General features: G+C 68.6%; 16 protein-coding genes. 9 read left to right on the top strand and 7 right to left on the bottom strand.

Going from position 1 to position 19,119, the window contains the following annotated elements; all coding sequences use genetic code 11:
• Window positions 1–42 precede the first annotated feature (42 nt).
• The 4 genes from C8D93_RS18960 to C8D93_RS18945 all read left to right on the top strand — a co-directional run bounded on the left by C8D93_RS18960 (window position 43) and on the right by C8D93_RS18945 (window position 4,283).
• On the top strand, window positions 43–1,110 hold the full coding sequence (locus C8D93_RS18960) for a lipid A deacylase LpxR family protein (RefSeq protein ID WP_146216666.1): 1,068 nt from the start codon (window positions 43–45) through the stop codon (window positions 1,108–1,110).
• A 42-nt stretch (window positions 1,111–1,152) separates the two neighbouring features.
• The gene (locus C8D93_RS18955) at window positions 1,153–2,004 is read left to right on the top strand and encodes an alpha/beta hydrolase fold domain-containing protein (protein ID WP_110266814.1); all 852 of its coding nucleotides are present in this window, start codon (window positions 1,153–1,155) and stop codon (window positions 2,002–2,004) included.
• 114 nt (window positions 2,005–2,118) lie between these two features.
• Window positions 2,119–3,783: a nitrite/sulfite reductase gene (locus C8D93_RS18950; RefSeq protein WP_110266813.1), complete on the top strand. Its 1,665-nt coding sequence runs from the start codon at window positions 2,119–2,121 to the stop codon at window positions 3,781–3,783.
• Window positions 3,783–4,283 carry a DUF934 domain-containing protein gene (locus C8D93_RS18945; protein WP_110266812.1) on the top strand — a complete coding sequence of 167 codons (501 nt, stop codon included), beginning with the start codon at window positions 3,783–3,785 and terminating at the stop codon, window positions 4,281–4,283. The genes C8D93_RS18950 and C8D93_RS18945 overlap by 1 nt, the downstream gene beginning before the upstream one ends.
• 66 nt (window positions 4,284–4,349) lie before the next feature.
• Here C8D93_RS18945 and secF read toward each other — a convergent pair whose 3' ends face one another.
• The 5 genes from secF to C8D93_RS18920 all read right to left on the bottom strand — a co-directional run bounded on the left by secF (window position 4,350) and on the right by C8D93_RS18920 (window position 10,053).
• Window positions 4,350–5,279: a protein translocase subunit SecF gene (secF, locus tag C8D93_RS18940; protein WP_110266811.1), complete on the bottom strand. Its 930-nt coding sequence runs from the start codon at window positions 5,277–5,279 to the stop codon at window positions 4,350–4,352.
• Between the two features lie 11 nt (window positions 5,280–5,290).
• On the bottom strand, window positions 5,291–7,144 hold the full coding sequence (gene secD / locus C8D93_RS18935) for a protein translocase subunit SecD (RefSeq protein WP_110266810.1): 1,854 nt from the start codon (window positions 7,142–7,144) through the stop codon (window positions 5,291–5,293).
• Window positions 7,145–7,222: 78 nt separating this feature from the next.
• The gene (yajC, locus tag C8D93_RS18930; protein ID WP_366515949.1) at window positions 7,223–7,489 is read right to left on the bottom strand and encodes a preprotein translocase subunit YajC; all 267 of its coding nucleotides are present in this window, start codon (window positions 7,487–7,489) and stop codon (window positions 7,223–7,225) included.
• A 189-nt stretch (window positions 7,490–7,678) separates the two neighbouring features.
• Window positions 7,679–9,004, bottom strand: coding sequence for a UDP-glucose dehydrogenase family protein (locus C8D93_RS18925; protein ID WP_110266808.1), 1,326 nt, complete (start codon window positions 9,002–9,004; stop codon window positions 7,679–7,681).
• A 41-nt stretch (window positions 9,005–9,045) separates the two neighbouring features.
• Window positions 9,046–10,053, bottom strand: a complete 1,008-nt coding sequence (locus C8D93_RS18920; protein ID WP_110266807.1) for an NAD-dependent epimerase — start codon at window positions 10,051–10,053, stop codon at window positions 9,046–9,048.
• 145 nt (window positions 10,054–10,198) lie between these two features.
• On the opposite strand from C8D93_RS18920, the gene C8D93_RS18915 reads away from it, so the two are divergent.
• Both C8D93_RS18915 and C8D93_RS18910 read left to right on the top strand, forming a co-directional pair.
• Complete coding sequence (locus tag C8D93_RS18915) at window positions 10,199–11,260, top strand: metallophosphoesterase (protein WP_110266806.1); 1,062 nt, start codon at window positions 10,199–10,201, stop codon at window positions 11,258–11,260.
• The gene (locus tag C8D93_RS18910) at window positions 11,257–11,727 is read left to right on the top strand and encodes a hypothetical protein (protein ID WP_110266805.1); all 471 of its coding nucleotides are present in this window, start codon (window positions 11,257–11,259) and stop codon (window positions 11,725–11,727) included. The genes C8D93_RS18915 and C8D93_RS18910 overlap by 4 nt, the downstream gene beginning before the upstream one ends.
• Before the next feature lie 29 nt (window positions 11,728–11,756).
• Here the strand turns inward: C8D93_RS18910 and C8D93_RS18905 are convergent, their stop codons facing one another.
• Window positions 11,757–13,376 (bottom strand): Aq_1262 family (lipo)protein, encoded by a 1,620-nt coding sequence (locus C8D93_RS18905; RefSeq protein ID WP_110266804.1) that lies wholly within the window; start codon window positions 13,374–13,376, stop codon window positions 11,757–11,759.
• A gap of 127 nt (window positions 13,377–13,503) precedes the next feature.
• Here C8D93_RS18905 and C8D93_RS18900 point away from each other — a divergent pair, with 127 nt between their 5' ends.
• Together C8D93_RS18900 and C8D93_RS18895 are read left to right on the top strand one after the other, a co-directional pair.
• Complete coding sequence (locus tag C8D93_RS18900; RefSeq protein WP_110266803.1) at window positions 13,504–15,252, top strand: acyl-CoA dehydrogenase family protein; 1,749 nt, start codon at window positions 13,504–13,506, stop codon at window positions 15,250–15,252.
• 49 nt (window positions 15,253–15,301) lie between these two features.
• On the top strand, window positions 15,302–15,781 hold the full coding sequence (locus tag C8D93_RS18895) for a glutathione peroxidase (RefSeq protein WP_110266802.1): 480 nt from the start codon (window positions 15,302–15,304) through the stop codon (window positions 15,779–15,781).
• Window positions 15,782–15,851: 70 nt separating this feature from the next.
• On the opposite strand, the gene cysC is transcribed toward C8D93_RS18895, so the two are convergent.
• Window positions 15,852–16,460, bottom strand: coding sequence for an adenylyl-sulfate kinase (cysC, locus tag C8D93_RS18890; protein ID WP_281269326.1), 609 nt, complete (start codon window positions 16,458–16,460; stop codon window positions 15,852–15,854).
• A 392-nt stretch (window positions 16,461–16,852) separates the two neighbouring features.
• Here cysC and ggpS point away from each other — a divergent pair, with 392 nt between their 5' ends.
• On the top strand, window positions 16,853–19,117 hold the full coding sequence (gene ggpS, locus C8D93_RS18885) for a glucosylglycerol-phosphate synthase (RefSeq protein ID WP_110266800.1): 2,265 nt from the start codon (window positions 16,853–16,855) through the stop codon (window positions 19,115–19,117).
• Window positions 19,118–19,119 lie beyond the last annotated feature (2 nt).

Genomic DNA, 19,119 nt, shown 5'->3' with positions numbered 1-19,119 from the left:
ATCTTGGTCGCCATCGAATCGCTCCGCGACCGGGAGACCGACATGTACCGCCAGACCCGCTCCGTCACCGCCATCGCCCTGCTGCTGGCGACCCTGCCGACGATGACGCCGGCCGCCATCGACGCCGACGGTGGTGAGGCCTGGGCCACCGGCTCGATCGTCTACATCGACAACGACGCCCTGTCGGTCGCCGAGCGCGACGAGGACTACACCGGCGGCTTCGCCGTGACGCTGGCCGGACGTCGCGCCCGCGACGGCCGCATCAGCGCCGATCCGCTGCTGGGCCTCGTCGACGACTGGTTCGGCGTGTCCGGCGGCAGCGAGCGCTATCGCCTGCACAGCGCGCAAATCGGTGCCATCGCGTTCACGCCGGCGGACGTGCACATCGCCGAGCCCGTCGCCGGCGACCGCCCCTACGCCAGCCTGGTCTACTGGGCCAACGGCCGCACCTACCTGCGCGGCGCGCACGATGCGGTCTACCAGACCAGCATCTCGCTCGGCGTGCTCGGTCTGAACCTGCTGCCGCAGTTCCAGGACGGCTTCCACGGCCTGATCGGCGCCGCCAGGCCCCGCGGCTGGGACTACCAGATCTCCGACGGCGGGGAACCGACCCTGCGCTACACCGTCTCGCGTCAGGATCTGGCGGCCACGCACCGTGGCGGCGGCTGGGGCGACTACGACCTGAAGACGACGCTCGGCGGCAGCCTCGGTTACACCACCGAAGCCAGCGCGGCGGTTTCGGTGCGCTGGGGCCGGCTGAACACCCCGTGGTGGAGCTTCCCGCCCGAGCGCGTCAACTACATCTCCGAGCCGGTGCCCGTCGTCGGCAGCACCGGCGGCCGGCGCGAGCTGTTCGTCTGGGCCGGCGCCAAGCTCAAGGCGCCGATCTACAACGTCTTCCTGCAGGGCCAGTTCCGCGACAGCGAGGTGTCCTACGAACGCGACGACCTGCGCGAGCTGGTCGCCGAGGCCTGGCTCGGCGCGACCGCGCAGGTTGCCGAGCGCGTGCGCGTGTCGTGGGTGATGCGCTACCAGACCTCCGAACTGCGCGACGGCCGCGGCGACCGCGAACTGCTCTGGGGCTCGCTGTTCATCACCCGCGACCTCTGAGCGTGCTGCCGCCGCCATCGCCCTCGTTCTAGACTGCCGGTAATGAATACCGTAGCGGACGGCGCCCCCACCGACCTGCAGATCGAGGTGCCGCAGATCGGCGCGGTGGCGCTTCGTGTCCACGAATCGGGCACCGCCGGACGCACCGGTCCGATCGCGCTGCACCTGCACGGCGGGGCCTTCACCTGCGGCTGTGCGACGCTGCCCTCGCCGCTGGTCGCGTCGCTGCTCGCCGCCGGCGCGCGGGTCGTCTCGCTGCAGTATCCGCTGGCGCCGGCACAACCGTTTCCGGCAGCACCCGAAGCCGCCTACGCGGCGCTGGCCTGGATCGATCGCGAACGGGCGCGACTCGGCCGCAGTCGCCGCGCACCGCTGTTCGTCGCCGGCGAGGAAGCCGGCGGCACGATCGCCGCCGCCGCCGCGCTGATGGCGCGCGACCGCGGCGAGCCGGCGCTGGCCGGCTCGATCCTGCTGGCACCGATGCTCGACCCTTGCGTCGGTACCGCGTCGCTGCGCCACCGCAAGGCCGGCGCCTTCGGCTGCAAGTGGGCCGACGGCTGGGCGCAGTACCTGCGCAACCCCTGCGACGCCGACCATCCGTATGCCGTGCCGGCGCTGGCGCGACGCCAGCAGGACCTGCCGCGGACGCTGCTGGTCAGTGCCGATGACGACCCGATGCGCGACGAGACCGAGGCCTACGCGACGCGCCTGCGCGCCGCCGGTGTCGACGCCACGATGCTGCGCCTGCCCGGCCCGACCGGCTGGCCGTGCTCGCTCGCCGACTGCGCACGGCATGCCGCGCACTGGCGCGCGCCGCTGGTCGACGGTCTGCGGCAGTTCATGAACCGCGGCCAGGGGCGCGGCCGGGCCGCGACGCACGCCGCGGCGTCATAACCCATCGTTCTGACCTTAGTTGCGCGACTGGCTTCGGCCGGCAGGGGCATCCTGTTAACCTGCGCGCCCCTGCGACGAGCGCGGCAGCAGCGCCCAGCCCCGAAGCCAGCCAGCATGTACCGATACGACCGATACGATCAGGAACTCGTCGACCAGCGCGTCGCCCAGTTCCGCGACCAGACGCAGCGCTTTCTTGCCGGCGAACTGCCGGACGAGGAGTTCCGCGCGCTGCGCCTGCGCAACGGGCTGTACATCCAGCGCTTCGCGCCGATGCTGCGCATCTCGATTCCCTACGGCCTGCTGTCGGCGAAGCAGCTGCGCATGCTCGCGCACATCGCCCGCACCTACGACAAGGACTACGGGCATTTCACGACGCGCCAGAACATCCAGTTCAACTGGCCGCAGCTCGAGCGGGTGCCGGACATCCTCGCTGATCTGGCCAGCGTCGAGATGCACGCGATCCAGACCTCGGGCAACTGCATCCGCAACATCACCGCCGATCATCTCGCCGGTGTCGCGCGCGACGAGCTGATCGACCCGCGGCCGTACTGCGAGATCACGCGCCAGTGGGCGACCTTCCACCCGGAGTTCAACTGGCTGCCGCGCAAGTTCAAGATCGCGTTCTCGTCGTCGACGACCGACCGTGCGGCGACCCGGGTCCACGACATCGGCGTGCACATCGTGCGCAACGCCGACGGCGAGCTCGGCTACAGCATCTACGTCGGCGGCGGTCTCGGCCGCATGCCGATGATCGGCCACAGGATTCGCGAGTTCCTGCCGGAAGCCGATCTGCTGTCGTATCTGGAAGCCGTGCTGCGCGTCTACAACCGCCTCGGCCGCCGCGACAACATCCACCGCGCACGCATCAAGGTGCTGGTCAAGGAGCAGACGCCAGCCAGGTTCGCGCAGCTCGTCGAAGCCGAGTGGGCGCAGCTCGACCATGCGGCGTTCCGCCTCACGGCGGACGATCTCGCGCGCATGCGTGCGCATTTCACCGAGCACCCGTACGAGCCTTCCGCAGCCGCCGATGTCAGCTTCGACAGAGCCGTGGCCAATGACAGTGCCTTCGCGTCGTTCGTGAAGCGCAACGTGCGCGAACACCGCGCAGCCGGCTACAAGGTCGTGTTCGTCTCGCTCAAGCCGCAGGGCGTTGCGCCCGGCGACATGACCTCGGCGCAGATGGACCTGGTGGCCGACCTCGCCGAGCGCTACAGCTTCGGCGAGGTGCGCGCGACGCACGATCAGAACCTCGTGCTCGCCGACGTGCGCCAGCAGGATGTCCACGCCGTCTGGGAAGCGCTGCGCGGAGCCGGCCTGGCGACGCCGAACATCGGCCTGCTGACCGACATGATCTGCTGCCCGGGCCTGGACTTCTGCTCGCTGGCGAACGCCGGCTCGATCGGGGTCGCCGCCGATATCAACGACTTGTTCGATTCACTGGACCATCTCCACGACATCGGCGAGATCAAGCTGAAGATGTCCGGCTGCATGAACGGTTGCGGCCACCACACGGTCGGCCACATTGGCATCCTCGGCGTCGACAAGAAGGGCGAGGAGTGGTACCAGGTCACCCTGGGCGGCAGCGCCGAAGACGACGCCAGCCTCGGCGATCGCACCGGCCCGTCGTTCAGCCGCGAGGAGATCGCCGGCGCGGTGCGCAGCATCGTCGACGTCTACCTCGAGCAGCGGCGCGACGAGGAAGAGACCTTCCTGCAGTGCTACCGGCGCGTCGGCATGGCGCCGTTCAAGGAACGGCTGTACGCCGAGGAGACCGCCTGATGGGCGCGCTGATCCGCAACGGGCGCATCGACGACGACGATGTCGTGCTGCTCGGCGACGACGACACCCTGCCCGTCTCCGGTCGTGCCGTGGTCACGCTGGCGCGCTGGCTGGCCGAACGCGAAACCCTGTCGGCGCTCGCGCCGAAGGTCGGCATCCTGCTGCCGAACACCGCCGATCTGGCCGAGTCGTGGCCGGCGATCGCCGATCGCGATCTGCTGTGCCTGAGCTTTCCGGCCTTCGGCGATGGCCGGGCCTACAGCCAGGCGCGGCTGCTGCGCGAGCGCTACGGGTTCGCGGGCGAGATTCGCGCCACCGGTGCCGCCGTAGTCGTCGACCAGGCGGCCGAGCTGCTGCGCTGCGGGTTCGATGCCTTCTCGCTGCGCGACGACCAGAAGGCCGAGGCCTTCATCGAGCGGCTCGCCGCGGCCGGCACGCGCCGCTGGTACCAGCGCCCTGCGCAGGTCCGACCGGTCTTCGAGGAGCGCCGCGGCGCCTGAGCCTGCGGCGCCCGTTCCCGTCGGCCGTCGACGGCCCGCGAACCCTCGCTCGCGGGCCACGGCGCCTCAGGGCATGTCGTCGACTTCGGTCTCGGCCGGCGGCAGCAGATCCTCGCGCGTGACGCCCAGCCACAGCACCATCGCACTGCCGACGAAGATCGATGAGTAGGTGCCGACGAGCACGCCGACGATCAGCGCGATCGCGAAGTTGTGTACGGCACTGCCGGCCAGATAGAACAGCGCGACCAGCACGAACAGCGTGGTGCCGCCGGTCACGATAGTGCGCGCCAGAGTCTGGTTGACCGACACGTTGATGACTTCGCTCGGACTTGCCTTGCGCAGGTCGAGGAAGTTCTCGCGGATGCGGTCGTAGATGACGATGGTGTCGTTGAGCGAGTAACCGATCACCGCGAGCACCGCGGCCAGCGTCGGCAGGTCGAACTCGATACCCAGCAGCGCGAACCAGCCGAGCACGAACAGGGCATCGTGCACGGTGGCGACGATCGCGCCGAGCGCGAACTTCCACTCGAAACGGAAGGCGACGTAGATCAGGATGCCGATGATCGCGAACAGCGCCGCGAGGCCGCCGTCGACGGCCAGCTCGTCGCCGACCGCCGAGCCGACGAACTCGACCCGGCGAAGCTCCGGCGCCGGCTCCATCGTGCCGAGCGCGTCGAGCACCGCGGTGCTGATCGCCGCGGAGTCGTTGTCCGCGGTCGGCGGCAGGCGGATCAGCACATCCTGCGAGGTGCCGAAGTACTGCACCGACGCGCCTTCGAAGTCGGCACGCGCCAGCGCCTCGCGCACTTCTTCGAGCGGCGCCGACTGCGGATAGCTCACCTCGACCAGTACGCCGCCGGTGAAGTCGATGCCCAGGCTCAGGCCGCGAAATGCGATGAGCAGCACCGCGAGCACGGTCAGCAGCGCCGACAGGCCGACGGCCGGCACACGCAGCCGCATGAAGTCGATATTGGGTACGCGGGAAAGAATACGCATCGTCGCTTCCGTCAGACCGGCAGGTCGCGCAGGCGGCTCTTGCCGCGATAGATCAGGTGGATGATGGCGCGCGTGCCGATGATCGCGGTGAACATCGAGGTCGCGATGCCGATCGTCAGCGTGACCGCGAAGCCCTTGACCGGCCCGGAGCCGAGCGCGAACAGCACGACCGCGGCGATCAGCGTCGTGATCTGCGAGTCGGCGATCGTCAGGAAGGCGCGGTCGTAACCGGCGTCCACCGCGGCCAGCGGCGCACTGCCGCGCGCCAGCTCCTCGCGGATACGCTCGTAGATCAGCACGTTGGCGTCGACCGCCATGCCCAGCGTCAGCACGATGCCGGCAATGCCCGGCATCGTCAGCGTCGCCTGGATCAGCGACATCGCCGCCACCAGCAGGATCAGGTTGAGCAGCAGTGCCGCGTTCGCCACCAGGCCGAACAGCCGGTAGTACACCGCCATGAAGACGACCACGGCGAGAAAGCCGATCAGCGCCGCAAGCTGGCCGCGCTCGATGTTGTCCGCGCCCATGCTCGGACCGATGGTGCGCTCCTCGACGATGACCACCGGCGCCGCGAGCGCGCCGGCCTTGAGCAGCAGCGCCAGATCATGGGCTTCCTTGCTGGTCAGGCCCGTCGTCTGGAAGCGCTTGCCGAAAACGCCGCGCACGGACGCGACCGAGATCACCTCCTCGATCTGCCGCTGCTCGCGGATCGGCTCGCCCTTGGCGTTGTAGTTGGTGATGACCTCGCGCTCCTTGAACAGCACCGCCATCGGCTTGCCGACGTTCTTCTCGGTGAACGCGAACATGCGCTTGGCGCCGACGCCGTCGAGCGTCACGCTGACAGCCGGGCCGCCGTTCTCGTCGACCGTCGCCGCGGCGTCGATGAGGTTCACGCCGCCAGCGATGACCTCACGCTTGAGCAGCACCGGACGATTGCCGTCGCGGGTGTAGAACAGCTGCGTGCCGACCGGAACGATGCCGCTGCTGGCGGCGGTGTACGGGTCGTCTTCGGCGACGGCGCGGTATTCGAGGGTCGCGGTGGCACCGAGCAGGTCCTTGACGCGCGTCGTGTCCTGCACGCCGGGCAGCTGCACGACGATGCGGTCCGCCCCCTGGCGCTGCACCAGCGGCTCGGCGACGCCGAGCTGATTCACGCGGTTGCGCAGCGTCGTCAGATTCTGCTGCACCGCGAAGTCGACGATGCGCTTGGCTTCCTCTTCGGACAGCCGGATCTGCAGCGTCAGCGGCGCCTGCGGCGGCACTTCGAGGCTGTACTCCGGGAACTCGCCGGCGATCGCGCGACGCGCGGCCTCCAGGCGCTCGGCGTCTGCGAACTCGAGCACACCGGCATCGCCGGCCTGGCGACGGCCGCTGTAGCGGATGCCTTCCTTGCGCAGCAAGGCCGGGACTTCGTCGACGATGCGCTCGACCGCGCGGGTGCGCACGTCGTCGACGTCGACCTCGAGCAGGAAGTGCACGCCGCCGCGCAGGTCCAGGCCGAGATTCATCGGCTGCGCGCCGAGATCGCGCAGCCACTGCGGCGTCTTCGGAGCGAGATTCAGCGCGACGACGTAGTCGCGCCCCAGATCACGCCGCAAGGCGTCCGCGGCGGCGAGCTGTGCCGTCTCGTCGTCGAGCCGCACGATCCAGCGCCCCTCCTCGGGGCCGTTGCTCAGCGGCTCGATGCCGGCCGAGCCGAGGACTTTCCCCACCTGCTCGCCGAAGGTCGGCGGCGGCAGTTCGCCGGCGGCGGTCGAGATCTGCACGGAGGGATCGTCGCCGAACAGGTTCGGCGCGGCGAACAGCATGCCGACGACGACGGAGGCGGCGAGAACGAGGTACTTCCAGAGCGGGAACGGTTTCATAGGCGGCGGTGCGATCCGCGCCGGCTCGACGGGCCGACACGGGCGGGCGTCCGGCGAGGCCGGAGCCCGCCGGGAGAATCAGAGCGTCTTGAGCGTGCCTTTCGGCAGCACGCTGGCGACCGAGGCCTTCTGGATCTTGATGAGGACGTTGTCGGCCACTTCAACCGACAGATAGGCTTCGCCGATGTCGGCGATCTTGCCGGCGATGCCGCCGCTGGTCACGATCTCGTCGCCCTTGACCAGCTTGCCGAGCATGTCGCGATGCTCGCGATTGCGCTTCATCTGCGGGCGGATGAGCATGAAGTAGAACAGCACCACCAGCAGGATCAGCGGCAGGAACTGCATGAGGGCATTGGGCTGCTGCGCCGCCGCCTGGGCATAGGCGGGGCTGATGAACAAATCCAGCACGGGACGGGCTCCGGAAACGGGCTTGGGATTGAAGCAAGGCGCGGATTATGCCACGGGTGCCGGCCCGACCCCGGGGACGCGCAGCCCCCGGCGTACCGAGCCGGACACGCCGGACGGATCGTGCGCTCAGGCCGCCCGGCGGCCGATCGCCTGGTAGTGGAAGCCGAGGCGCACCATCTGTGCGGGATCGTAGAGATTGCGGCCGTCGAAGATCGCCGGATGGCGCATCCGCGTCTTGATCAGGTCGAAGTCGGGACTGCGGAACTGCTTCCACTCGGTGACCAGCGCCAGTGCGTCGGCGCCGTCGCAGGCGGCCTCGGCGCTGTCGACCAGCACCAGGTCCGCACGCTCGCCGTAGAGCCGCCGCGTCGCGTCCATCGCGATGGGGTCGTAGGCACGCACGGTGCCGCCGGCCGCCCAGATCGCCTCCATCAGCGTGCGGCTCGGCGCCTCGCGCATGTCGTCGGTGTTCGGCTTGAACGCCAGCCCCCAGAGCGCGATGGTCTTGCCGGCAACGCCGCCCAGATGCGCATCGATGCGCGCGAACAGCAACTGCTTCTGCCGCTCGTTCGCTGCCTCGACCGCCGACAGCACGCCCAGCGGCAGCCCGACCTCGTCGCCGCTGCGCTGCAGTGCCTTGACGTCCTTGGGAAAGCAGGAGCCGCCGTAGCCGCAGCCGGCGTACAGGAAGTGGAAGCCGATGCGCGGGTCGGAACCGATGCCGCGGCGTACGGATTCGATGTCGGCACCGACCTTCTCCGCCAGCAGCGCCAGCTCGTTCATGAAGCTGATGCGCGTCGCCAGCATGGCGTTGGCCGCGTACTTGGTCAGTTCCGCCGATTCGATGTCCATCGCCATCAGGCGGTCGTGGTTGCGGTTGAACGGCGCATACAGCGTGCGCATCAGCTCCAGCGCGCGCGGGCTGTCGGTACCGACGATGATGCGATCCGGCCGCATGCAGTCGGCGACGGCGGCGCCTTCCTTGAGGAATTCGGGGTTCGACACGACATCGAAGTCGATCCGCGCGCCGCGGGCGGCCAGCACCTCGGCCAGCGCCGCACGGACCTTGCGGCCGGTGCCGACCGGCACGGTCGACTTGGTGCAGATCACGCGATAGTCGCTCATGTGCTCGCCGACCGAACGTGCCACCTGCAGCACGTATTGCAGGTCTGCCGAACCGTCTTCCTGCGGCGGCGTGCCGACCGCGATGAAGATCAGCTCGCCGTGCGCGACGCCCAGCGCGGCGTCCGTCGAGAAGCGCAGCCGGCCGGCGCGGGCGTTGCGCACCAGCAGTTCGTCGACGCCGGGCTCGTAGAACGGACAGTGACCCTCCTGCAACACCCGGACCCGCTCGGGATCGACGTCGATGCAGACCACATGGTTGCCGGCATCCGCCAGACAGGCGGCCGTGACCAGACCGACGTAACCCGAACCAAAGACCGTGACATTCATGTACTGCCTACCTCGATGGAGTGAAAGTTCGCAGGGTGCTGCTAGACGCGGTGATAACTGCGGTACCAGTCGACGAAGCGCGCCAGTCCGGTCTCGATCGGCGTCGCCGGCGCGAACCCGGTATCGCGCATGAGCGCGTCGACATCGGCGCAGGTACGGTGCACGTCGCCGGGTGCCATCGGCCGCATGACGGTACGCGCGCGACGTCCGGTCAGCCGCTCCAGCACCGCGACGAAGTCGAGCAGGCTGACCGGCGCATGATGACCGATGTTGTACAACCGGTGCGGCGCGCGGCTGCGGCCGAGCTGCGGCGGATCGGCGCACCAGGCCGGGTCCGGCGACGGTGCCCGGTCGAGTACGCGCAGCACGCCGTCGACGATGTCGTCGACGTAGGTGAAATCGCGCGCCATCTCGCCATGGTTGAACAACTCGATCTCGCGATCCTCGAACAGCGCCCGGGTGAAGCTGTAATAGGCCATGTCCGGCCGGCCCCAGGGGCCATAGACCGTGAAGAAGCGCAGCCCGGTCGCGGGAATCGCGTACAGGTCCGAATAGGCGTGCGCCATCGCCTCGTTGGCCTTCTTGGTCGCGGCGTAGAGGCTCACTGGATGATCGGCGGGCTCGGCCACCGAGAACGGCACGCGCGTGTTGGCGCCGTAAACGGAGCTGGACGACGCGTAGACCAGATGCCGCGGCCGGTGGCGGCGGCAGCATTCGAGCAGGTTGGCGAAGCCCACCAGATTGCTGTCGACGTAGGCGCGCGGATGCGTCAGCGAGTAGCGCACGCCGGCCTGCGCGGCCAAGTGGATCACGGCGTCCGGCTGCGCGCGCGCGAACAGCGCGCCGAGTCCGTCGGCATCGGCCACATCCACGCGCTCGAACGAGAACCCGGGTGCGTCGGCCAGCAGCGCCAGCCGCGCCTGCTTGAGCGCCGGATCGTAGTAGTCGTTGAGATTGTCGATGCCGACCACGGCATCGCCGCGCGCCAGCAGCGCGCGGGCGCAGTGCAGTCCGATGAAGCCGGCCACGCCGGTCAGCAGCACGTTCATCCGGCCGATTCTACGGGCGGCATGCTGTCATCGGCATGACACATCGGCGCGGCACGGTGCGCGCCCCGCCGCCCCCTGCGTATGGACGAGGGGGAACGCCGCCGGCCCGCTACCATCCGTCATCTGCCCCTGCCCTGCCGCCGCCATGCACCTGACCGTCCGTTGCGCCGCCTCCACCGGCCTCGTCGCCGCCACCCTGATCCTGGCCGCCTGCGGCGACAGCACGCCGCCGGCCGGGGGGGCCGCACCGGTCCCTTCCGACGCGCGCGTGCGGTTCATCGCCATCGGCGACCCGGGCACCGGCAGCGACAATCAGTTCGCGGTCGGCGAGGCTATGGCGCAGGTCTGCGCGTCGCGCGGTTGCGACTTCGTCGTCGAACTCGGCGACAACATCTATCTCTCGGGTGTCAGCGGCATCTACGACGAGCAGTTCGAGACCAAGTTCGAGGCACCCTACGCCGCCCTCGACGTGCCGTTCTTCCTGGTGCTCGGCAACCACGACAACAGTCTCGGCCCCGGCGAAGGCTCGGCCAACCGCCGCGGTGACTTCCAGGTGGACTATCACTACCGCAGCGACCGCACGTCGGAGAAGTGGAACATGCCGGCGCGCTACTACACCTTCACCGCGCCGCTGGGCAGCGCCGCGCCGCTGGTCGAGTTCTGGGGCCTGGACTCCAACCCGCTCGCGGCGATCGTGCCCGACCTCGATCCCGCCTGGCTGTGGCCGATCTACGGGGCCACGCAGCTGCAGTGGCTGCAGGAAACCTCGCAGGCCAGCAGCGCACGCTGGAAGATCGCGATGAGCCATCACCCCTACCTGTCGAACGGCCTGCACGGCAATGCCGGCAGCGCCGACGGCACCAGTCCGCTGGTACCCGGCACCATCAGCGCCCAGCCGTGGAAGGAGTTCGTCGAGGCCGGTATCTGCGCCGAAGGCTTCGACCTGCACCTGCAGGGACACGATCACGACCTCGAATGGATCAAGCCGCAGCCGCAGTGCGGCGATACGCACTTCATCGTCTCCGGTGCCGCCGACTCGCCGCGCAACTTCGGCGACGCCGAGCGCAACGAGGTCTTCTACCAGCAGGACCAGGTGCTCGGCTTCTTCTGGTTCGAGGTCACACAGGGCAGCCTGCTCGGCGCGGTGTATCAGCTCGACGGCGACGGCCGGCCCCAGGTCGCCTTCGAGAAGACGCTGACGAAGTGAGAGCCCTGGCGGCCGCGCTGGCGCTGCTGCTCGCGGCCTGCGGCGATACGCGCGTCAGCGATCCGCAGACCGGCGTGTCGCTGCGCCTGCCGGAGGATTGGCAGGCGCAGACCGGCCTCATGGGCATGGCGCTGTGGACGCGCCCCCGCGACGGCACCTGTGCGCAAACCCAGGTCAGCGTCACGCGCCTGCCGCCGGCCCCGGTCGGCATCGACGACGACACGCTGCTGGACGATCGCATCCGCCGGCTCGCCTACAACAGCCACGACGTCGAGGTGATCGAGCGCGGCGGACTGCGCGCCGAACTACGCCACCGTCAGGGCAGCAGCGCGCAACACCTGCTGCTGCGCGTGCACCGATACGAGGACGCGCTGGATCTCGTCCTGGCGGCCGCCGACCCGGCGTGCTTCGACGAGGTGCGCGGCACGCTGCAGCGCGTCGCCGCGTCGTACCGCCCGGGCCGCTGAACCGCGGACAGCGAACGGATCAAGTCCGATCAGAACCCTGAATCCAGCCACGGCGAGCCGTCGTCGTAGACGCGCCCCAGTGTTGCGAGGCCCGTATCGGGCTCCTTGATCCGCCGCAGCACCCGCTGCGGCGGCGCCAGCGGTGCCTCACGTCCGCGAACGAAATCCTGCGCCTGCACCTTGACGCGGTAGGCGCGATTCAGCGCGTCGGCGCGCTCGGGACCCGGCAGCAGCAACCAGGCGAGATCGCGGTCGCCCCCTTCGGCCGCACGCAGTACCTCGGCTTCGTCCAGCCGGCCGTCGCGCCAGAAGCGATCGAGCAGCTCGCCGTTGGCGAGAAACTCGTCGCCACCGCGCGCACGACGAAAGTAGGTCAGCGCCTCGGGGGCTTCGTGGCCCTGCTGCGGTGTATCGACCTGCCCGGTCAGGTCCTGCGGCGCCCAGCCGGCGGCGCCCGGCAGCTTGCGCGCAAGGCTGAAGCTGCCGTCCACGGTGACGCCGAGGGTGCTGTGGCAGCCCATGCAGAACTGCTGCTCCTCGTGTGTCTGCACGCGCAGGCGACCCTCGGCGTCCTCGATGAACCCCTGGTAGCGCCAGCCGAAATCATTGGCGAGCCCGGCCAGCGGTGTCCCGGCGAAGCGCGGCAGCAGGCCGGCCGCCTTCTCGCGCGCTTCTTCGGCGTAGGCCGCGGCGATCTCGTCGTCGGTCGGCATCCGCCACTTGCGCGCGTACCGCAGCTCGCGCACGCGGCGGCTGCGGGCGCCCGGCTGGTCGAGGTCGAGATAGCGCAGGCTGTGCAGGAACTCGGTGCCCAGCGGCAGCAAGCCCGGAACGAGAAGCGTGTCCGCGGCGCCTCCGGCATACCGGTCGGGAAGCGCGACGATGCGTCGGGTCATGCCCAGCTCGCCGTCCCCGTCGAGGTCGACGCCGATCAGGCGCTCGTCCACGGGCTCGACCTCGCGCGCCCGTCCCTGTGGCGCGGCGATCGTGGCCTCGACCAGCGCGAAGTTGAGCCGGTAGATGGCGCCGTCGGGGTTTCCGCTGCGGTCACGCCGGAACGCCGGCGGCAGCCGGATCCAGACATCGTTGACGGCGCCATTGGTCGGCCAGAAGGTTCCGGGAAAGGGCTTGAAGCGCAGCGCACGCCAGCCACTGCCGTCGAGCGCAAAGCCCTGGTCGTCGACGCCGCGATGCAGGTCGAGATCGGGCACGAAGCCCGGATAGTGCGCGCGCCCGGCCAGGGCGGCACGCAGCGGCGTGTAGTTGTCGGCGGCGATCCAGGCCTCCATCTCCGGTGCCGCGAAAGCCGCCGCCTGCTCGCGCCGGTCCTCGAACAGGGCCGTCCAGTAGTTGTCGGTCGCCGCCTCGCTGAAGGCGGCCTCGCGCTGCAGCTCGACGGTGTCCGCCCGATTGCGCCCCTGCCCTGCCGTATGACAGGTCCAGCAGGGATTCGCGCCGTCGCTCGTGTCGGTGTAGCACGCCGCCGGGATCACCGCCTCGGGGTTGGCGATCTGCCCGGTACTCGCCCAGGCCGCCGCCAGCGGATCGTAGGCCGGCGGCGGCGTCTGCCGGTCACAGCCGGCCGCCATCGCGGCGGCGAGGAGCACGGCGGCCGGCGCCCGGAGGCGGAAGGGTCGCGGACGGTTCATCGGAGCGGATTGTACGGGGGCTCCGAGGGGGTGCTTCGAGGGGCCGGTTCGAGTGGGCGGTTCGAGCGCCGAAACCCTGTGCTAGCCTTACGCCCCCTCGTTTTCCCCCGCTTGTCCAGGACTTTCGATGGCCAGTTACAAAGCGCCGCTGCGCGAGATCAACTTCGTCCTCCAGGACGTGCTCAAGGTCGGCCGGCTGGCCGAGCTCGACGCCTACCAGGAGGCCACGCCCGACACGCTCAGCGGTCTGATCGAGGAAGCGGCCAAGCTCATCGAAGAACAGCTCGCGCCGCTCAACGCGGTTTCCGACGCGCAGGGCTGCCGGCTGGAGAACGGCGAGGTCACCGTCCCGGACGGCTTTGCCGAGTTCTGGGCGATGTATCGCGATGCCGGCTGGATCGGCATCTCGCAGAAAGAGGAGTACGGCGGCGCCAACCTGCCGTACACGCTGGCCAAGGTCCTGGAGGAAGTGCTGTGCTCGGCCAACGTGGCCTTTGCGCTGTACCCGGGACTGACCCAGGGCTGCTTCGAGGCGCTCGAAGCCTCCGCCTCCGACGAGATCAAGCAGACCTACCTGCCCAAGCTCGCGACCGGCGAGTGGTCGGGCACGATGTGCATCACCGAGCCGCAGGCCGGCTCCGACGTCGGCGCCGCCAAGACGAAGGCGACGCCGCAGGACGACGGCAGCTTCGCGATCGACGGCGGCAAGATCTTCATCACCTCCGGCGAGCACCGGATGGCGGACAACATCGTGCACTTCGTGCTCGCCCGCCTGCCTGATTCGCCGCCGGGCGTGAAGGGACTGTCCACCTTCGTCGTCCCCAAGTTCCTGGTCAATGCCGACGGCACCCTGGGCGCCCGCAACGGCGTAACCACGCAGTCCATCGAACACAAGATGGGCATCAACGGCTCGGTCACCTGCGTGCTGCAGTTCGACAACGCGAAGGGCTGGATCGTCGGCGCGCCCAACCAGGGCATCCAGAACATGTTCGTCATGATGAACCTGGCGCGCATCATGGTCGGCTTCCAGGGCCTCGGGCAGTGCGAACTGGCGACGCAGAACGCGATCCGCTATGCGCTCGAGCGCAAGCAGGGCAAGGCGTTCAACGGCAAGGCCGAGATCGTCGAGCATCCGGACGTGCGCCGCATGCTGCTGCAGATGAAGGCGACCACCGAGGGCGCGCGCGTGCTCGCCTACGAAACGGCGATGTACGTGGACCTCGCGCGTCACCATGCGGACCCCGGGGTTCGCGAAACGGCCCAGGACTGGGTCGACCTCAACACGCCGCTGGTCAAGGCCTTCTGCACCGACTCCGCGGTCGAGCTCGGTTCGCTCGCGATCCAGGTCTACGGCGGCCACGGCTTCATCAAGGAGCACGGCGTCGAGCAGATCGTGCGCGACTCCAAGATCCTGTGCCTCTACGAGGGCACCAACGGCATCCAGGCGATGGATCTGGTGCGCCGCAAGCTGATGCTGCACAACGGCCGCCTGCCCGGCCGTTTCTTCGCGGCGGTCCGCGCGGACCTCGCGAGCGACGGCCCGCAGGCATTGACCGCGCCGCTCAAGGCGGCACTCGACGCGCTCGAAGGCACGACGCGCTGGGTGCAGGAAACCTACAAGTCGAACCCGGACGACGCCGCGTTCGGTTGCTGCGACTACCAGCGCGCGTTCGCGCTGACCTATCTGGGCTGGAGCTGGCTGCGCATGGTGCGTGCCGCCGAGCAGTCCGGCGACGCCGGCTTCGCGCAGGCCAAGCGCGTCACCGGCGAGTACTTCGCCACGCGCCTGCTCTCGCAGGTGCCGGCGCTGCTGGGCAACGTGCGCGAGAGCGCCGCGCCGCTGATGGCGCTCGACGCCGAGCTGTTCGCCGCCTGAGCGCCCGGGCCGTTTTCGTCGCGACCACCGTCACCCGCAGGAGAGCGCCATGAGCACCGTGTACGAGTTCGAAGCGAAGACCATCGACGGACAGACACAGAAGCTCGACAGCTACGCGGGCAAGGTCCTGCTCGTCGTCAACGTCGCCAGCAAGTGCGGGTTCACGCCGCAGTACAAGGGCCTGGAGGCCCTGTGGCGCAAGTACAAGGACCAGGGTCTGGTCGTGCTCGGCTTTCCCTGCGACCAGTTCGGCCACCAGGAACCGGGCGACGAAAACGAGATCAAGAACTTCTGCTCGCTGAGCTACGACGTCTCGTTTCCGATGTTCGCGAAGATCGAGGTCAACGGCGTCAACGCGCACCCGCTCTACCGGCACCTCAAGCACGAGGCGCCCGGCCTGCTCGGCAGTGAAGCCATCAAGTGGAACTTCACCAAGTTTCTGATCGGCAAGGACGGCAAGGTCGTGAAGCGCTACGGCTCGATGGACACGCCCGAGAAGATCGACGGCGACATCGCGCGGCTGCTGTAGGGCGCTCCGCGAGACCGGGAAGCAAAAAGGCCGCATCGCTGCGGCCTTTTTGCTGTGCTGCCGGCGCGGATCAGATCCGCCCCTTTTCCTTGAGGAAGGCGAGCAGCTTGTCGACCGACTGCTCGATCGACAGCGCGCCGGTGTCGAGCACGAGTTCGGGATTGACCGGCGGCTCGTAGGGCGAGTCGATGCCGGTGAAGTTCTTGATCTCGCCGGCCCGCGCCTTCTTGTAGAGCCCCTTGGGGTCACGACCTTCGCAGACGTCGAGCGCGGCGTGGACGTGGATCTCGAAGAACTCCCCTTCCGGGAGCAGCTTGCGCACCATGTCGCGGTCGGCACGGAATGGCGAGATGAAGGCGGTGACGACGATCAGGCCGGCGTCGGCGAACAGCTTGGCCACCTCGCCGATGCGACGGATGTTCTCGACGCGATCGGTGTCGGAGAAGCCGAGATCCTTGTTCAGGCCGAAGCGGATGTTGTCGCCGTCGAGCAGGTAGCTGTGGTAGCCCTTGCGGAACAGCTCGCCTTCGAGCGCGTTCGCCACCGTGGACTTGCCGGCACCGGACAGGCCGGTGAACCAGATCACGCAGGGCTGCTGCTTCTTCTGGGCCGCCCTTTCGGCGCGGCTGACGTGGTGGGCGTGCCAGACGACATTGGTGGCTTTGACGGTCGGTTCCAAGGCGGGGATCCTGAGCTGAGGGTGGGCGGCGAGCGGCAAGGTTACGGTCGCGCCGCCGGTTTCGCCAGTCTCGACACCCCCGCCCGCGGAAAGGCTGTTGTTCCGCATCCGGGCGCCATTTCGATCTACTGGTTCGTCTATGTATCGGCACCCACTCTGAGTTCACAAGTAACTGATTATATTGGTTACGAGCAGCCATTCATCTGACATTTATGTGCCGCCGGATGCCCAGATAAAGGTCCGAAGACCATCTCATAACACGATGTTTTCCGGCTTTCCCTACATATCAAATCCATTAGAATCAATTTGTTGGACGTTCCGTGTTATACTCGAAAGGATTCGCCCGTCGGCTGATGTCGGCGCGCTCCACTTTCGCATCCCGGAGACCGCGCATGCTGCTCGCCACCGATCTGGACGGCACTTTTCTCGCCGGGTCCGCAGAGGACCGGCTGCGCCTGTACCAGTTGATCACCTCCCACCCGGATATCCGCCTGGCGTACGTCACCGGCCGCGGGCGCGAGTCCGTCCTGCCGCTGTTGTCCGATCCGACGCTGCCGATGCCGGACTACGTCATCTGCGACGTCGGCGCCACCGTGGTCGACGGACCGACCCAGCAGCCAATCCAGCCGCTGCAGTCGCAGATCGACGCGGTGTGGCCCGGAGACCAGGCAGTCCTCGAGGCGATCGGCGAGCACGAGCACGTCGAGCGCCAGGACGTGCCGCAGGAGCGGCGCTGTTCCTTCTACTGCTCCTCGCATGCGATCAGCGATCGCTTCCGCGAAGCGGTCGAGGCCCTGGGTTGCGAGCTGATCTATTCGTCCGACCTCTACCTCGACGTACTGCCGCGCGGCGTCAACAAGGGCTCGACCCTCAAGCGGCTGGTGGAGCAGATCGGTATCGATCCCGAGGACGTGCTGGTAGCCGGCGACACGCTCAACGACCTGGCCATGTTCCAGCACGGCTTCAAGGGCGTGTGCGTGGGCCACTCCGAGCCGGGGCTGCTCGAAGCCACGGCCGGCAACACCCGCGTGCTGCATGCGGCGCGCCCGGGCTGCGGCGGCGTGCTCGAAGCCATCGAGCATTTCGGCTTTCTCGGTCCGCGCAGCATGCAGCAGCACACGCCGCCGATCATGGAGCCGGGACGCTCGGACCTGCTGATCGTCTACCACCGCCTGCCGTACGAAGAGGTGGTCGAGAACGGCGAGATCAAGCGCCGCCGGCCGCAGTCGCCGAACGGCATCATCCCGACGCTGATCAGCTTCTTCGGTGACGGCCGCAACGGCTCGTGGGTGGCATGGTCGGTGCGCGACTCCAAGCGCGGCCCGTTCGAGGACTACACCCAGGTTGACGCCGATCGCTATCCGAACCTGACGGTTTCGCGGGTGCCGCTGACCAAGCAGGAAGTCGACATCTTCTACCGCCAGTTCTCGAAAGAGGCGTTCTGGCCGCTGCTGCACACCTTCTGGGAGCGCGCGCGCTTCCGCGACGACCACTGGCAGGTGTTCCTGCGCGTGAACCGGGCCTTCGCCGAGCGCGTGGCCCGCGATGCCGCGCACGGCGCGACGGTGTGGCTGCACGACTACAACCTGTGGATGGCGCCGGCGGTGCTGCGTGAGCTGCGCCCGGACCTGAAGATCGCCTTCTTCCACCACACCTACTTCCCGTCGGCGGACGTCTTCAACGTCGTGCCGTGGCGACGCCAGATCATCGCCAGCCTGCTGCAGTGCGACTACATCGGCTTCCACATTCCGCGCCAGGTCGAGAACTTCGTCGACGTGGTACGCGGCACGATGCCGATGCGCGTGCTCGAGGAGACCTCGGCGGCGCCGCGCTTCCTCACCTACGGCTGCGCCGTGGGCCTCGACCGCTACCCCACCTGCATCGAGGCCGGCAACCGCGTCGTGCGCCTGGGGGCGCACCCGGTCGGGCTCGATGTCGGCCGCGTCGGCGAGATCCTGCGCCGCGACGACATCCGCAAGCGCATGGAATCGCTGCGCGAGGAACTCGAGGGTACGCGCGTGCTGCTGTCGGTCGAGCGCCTCGACTACACCAAGGGAACGCTGGAGAAGCTGCTCGCGTTCGAGAAGCTGCTCGATACCTACCCGGAGCTGCGCGGCAAGATCACGCTGATCACGATCTGCGTGCCGGCGGCGCGGGAGATGACGATCTACCGCACGCTGCAGACGCAGATCGAGCAGGTCGTCGGTCGCATCAACGGCCGCTTCTCGCAGGTGGGCTGGACGCCGTTGCAGTTCTTCTTCCGCGCCGTGCCGTTCGAGGAGCTGCTCGCCTACTACGCCATGACCGACGTCATGTGGATCACGCCGCTGCGCGACGGCCTGAACCTGGTCGCCAAGGAATTCGTGACCGTACAAGGGCTGACCGGCGGGCGCGGCGTGCTCGTGCTCTCGGAGTTCGCCGGCGCCGCCGCCGAACTCAAGGGCGCAATCCTGACCAACCCGCACGATCCCGAGGACCTAGTGCAGGCCTGCTATCTGGGGCTCAACATGGGACGCGCCGAGGCGCGTGCCCGCTTGCGGCAGCTCTTCGACATCGTGCAGCACTACGACAACCGCCTGTGGGCCGACGAGTTCCTCGCCGCGGTCGACGCGCCCCTGCCCAATCCGGACGCCGAAGAAACGCGCCAGGCTTCGTAGCC

This window comes from Sinimarinibacterium flocculans (assembly GCF_003201205.1).
Classification (GTDB): Bacteria; Pseudomonadota; Gammaproteobacteria; order Nevskiales; family Nevskiaceae; genus Solimonas; species Solimonas flocculans.
Note: the sequence above shows the minus strand (reverse complement) of the source record. Positions and strands in the feature narration are given on the sequence as shown.

Excerpts from the sequence above, each read along its gene's own strand:
- C8D93_RS18895 (WP_110266802.1), top strand. The coding sequence starts at position 15,302 with ATGAGCACCGTGTACGAGTTCGAAGCGAAGACCATCGACGGACAGACA.
- ggpS (WP_110266800.1), top strand. The coding sequence starts at position 16,853 with ATGCTGCTCGCCACCGATCTGGACGGCACTTTTCTCGCCGGGTCCGCA.
- yajC (WP_366515949.1), bottom strand. The coding sequence starts at position 7,489 with ATGCAGTTCCTGCCGCTGATCCTGCTGGTGGTGCTGTTCTACTTCATG.
- C8D93_RS18955 (WP_110266814.1), top strand. The coding sequence starts at position 1,153 with ATGAATACCGTAGCGGACGGCGCCCCCACCGACCTGCAGATCGAGGTG.
- C8D93_RS18905 (WP_110266804.1), bottom strand. The coding sequence starts at position 13,376 with ATGAACCGTCCGCGACCCTTCCGCCTCCGGGCGCCGGCCGCCGTGCTC.
- secF (WP_110266811.1), bottom strand. The coding sequence starts at position 5,279 with ATGCGTATTCTTTCCCGCGTACCCAATATCGACTTCATGCGGCTGCGT.
- secD (WP_110266810.1), bottom strand. The coding sequence starts at position 7,144 with ATGAAACCGTTCCCGCTCTGGAAGTACCTCGTTCTCGCCGCCTCCGTC.
- C8D93_RS18960 (WP_146216666.1), top strand. The coding sequence starts at position 43 with ATGTACCGCCAGACCCGCTCCGTCACCGCCATCGCCCTGCTGCTGGCG.
- C8D93_RS18950 (WP_110266813.1), top strand. The coding sequence starts at position 2,119 with ATGTACCGATACGACCGATACGATCAGGAACTCGTCGACCAGCGCGTC.
- C8D93_RS18915 (WP_110266806.1), top strand. The coding sequence starts at position 10,199 with ATGCACCTGACCGTCCGTTGCGCCGCCTCCACCGGCCTCGTCGCCGCC.
- C8D93_RS18920 (WP_110266807.1), bottom strand. The coding sequence starts at position 10,053 with ATGAACGTGCTGCTGACCGGCGTGGCCGGCTTCATCGGACTGCACTGC.
- C8D93_RS18925 (WP_110266808.1), bottom strand. The coding sequence starts at position 9,004 with ATGAATGTCACGGTCTTTGGTTCGGGTTACGTCGGTCTGGTCACGGCC.
- C8D93_RS18945 (WP_110266812.1), top strand. The coding sequence starts at position 3,783 with ATGGGCGCGCTGATCCGCAACGGGCGCATCGACGACGACGATGTCGTG.
- C8D93_RS18900 (WP_110266803.1), top strand. The coding sequence starts at position 13,504 with ATGGCCAGTTACAAAGCGCCGCTGCGCGAGATCAACTTCGTCCTCCAG.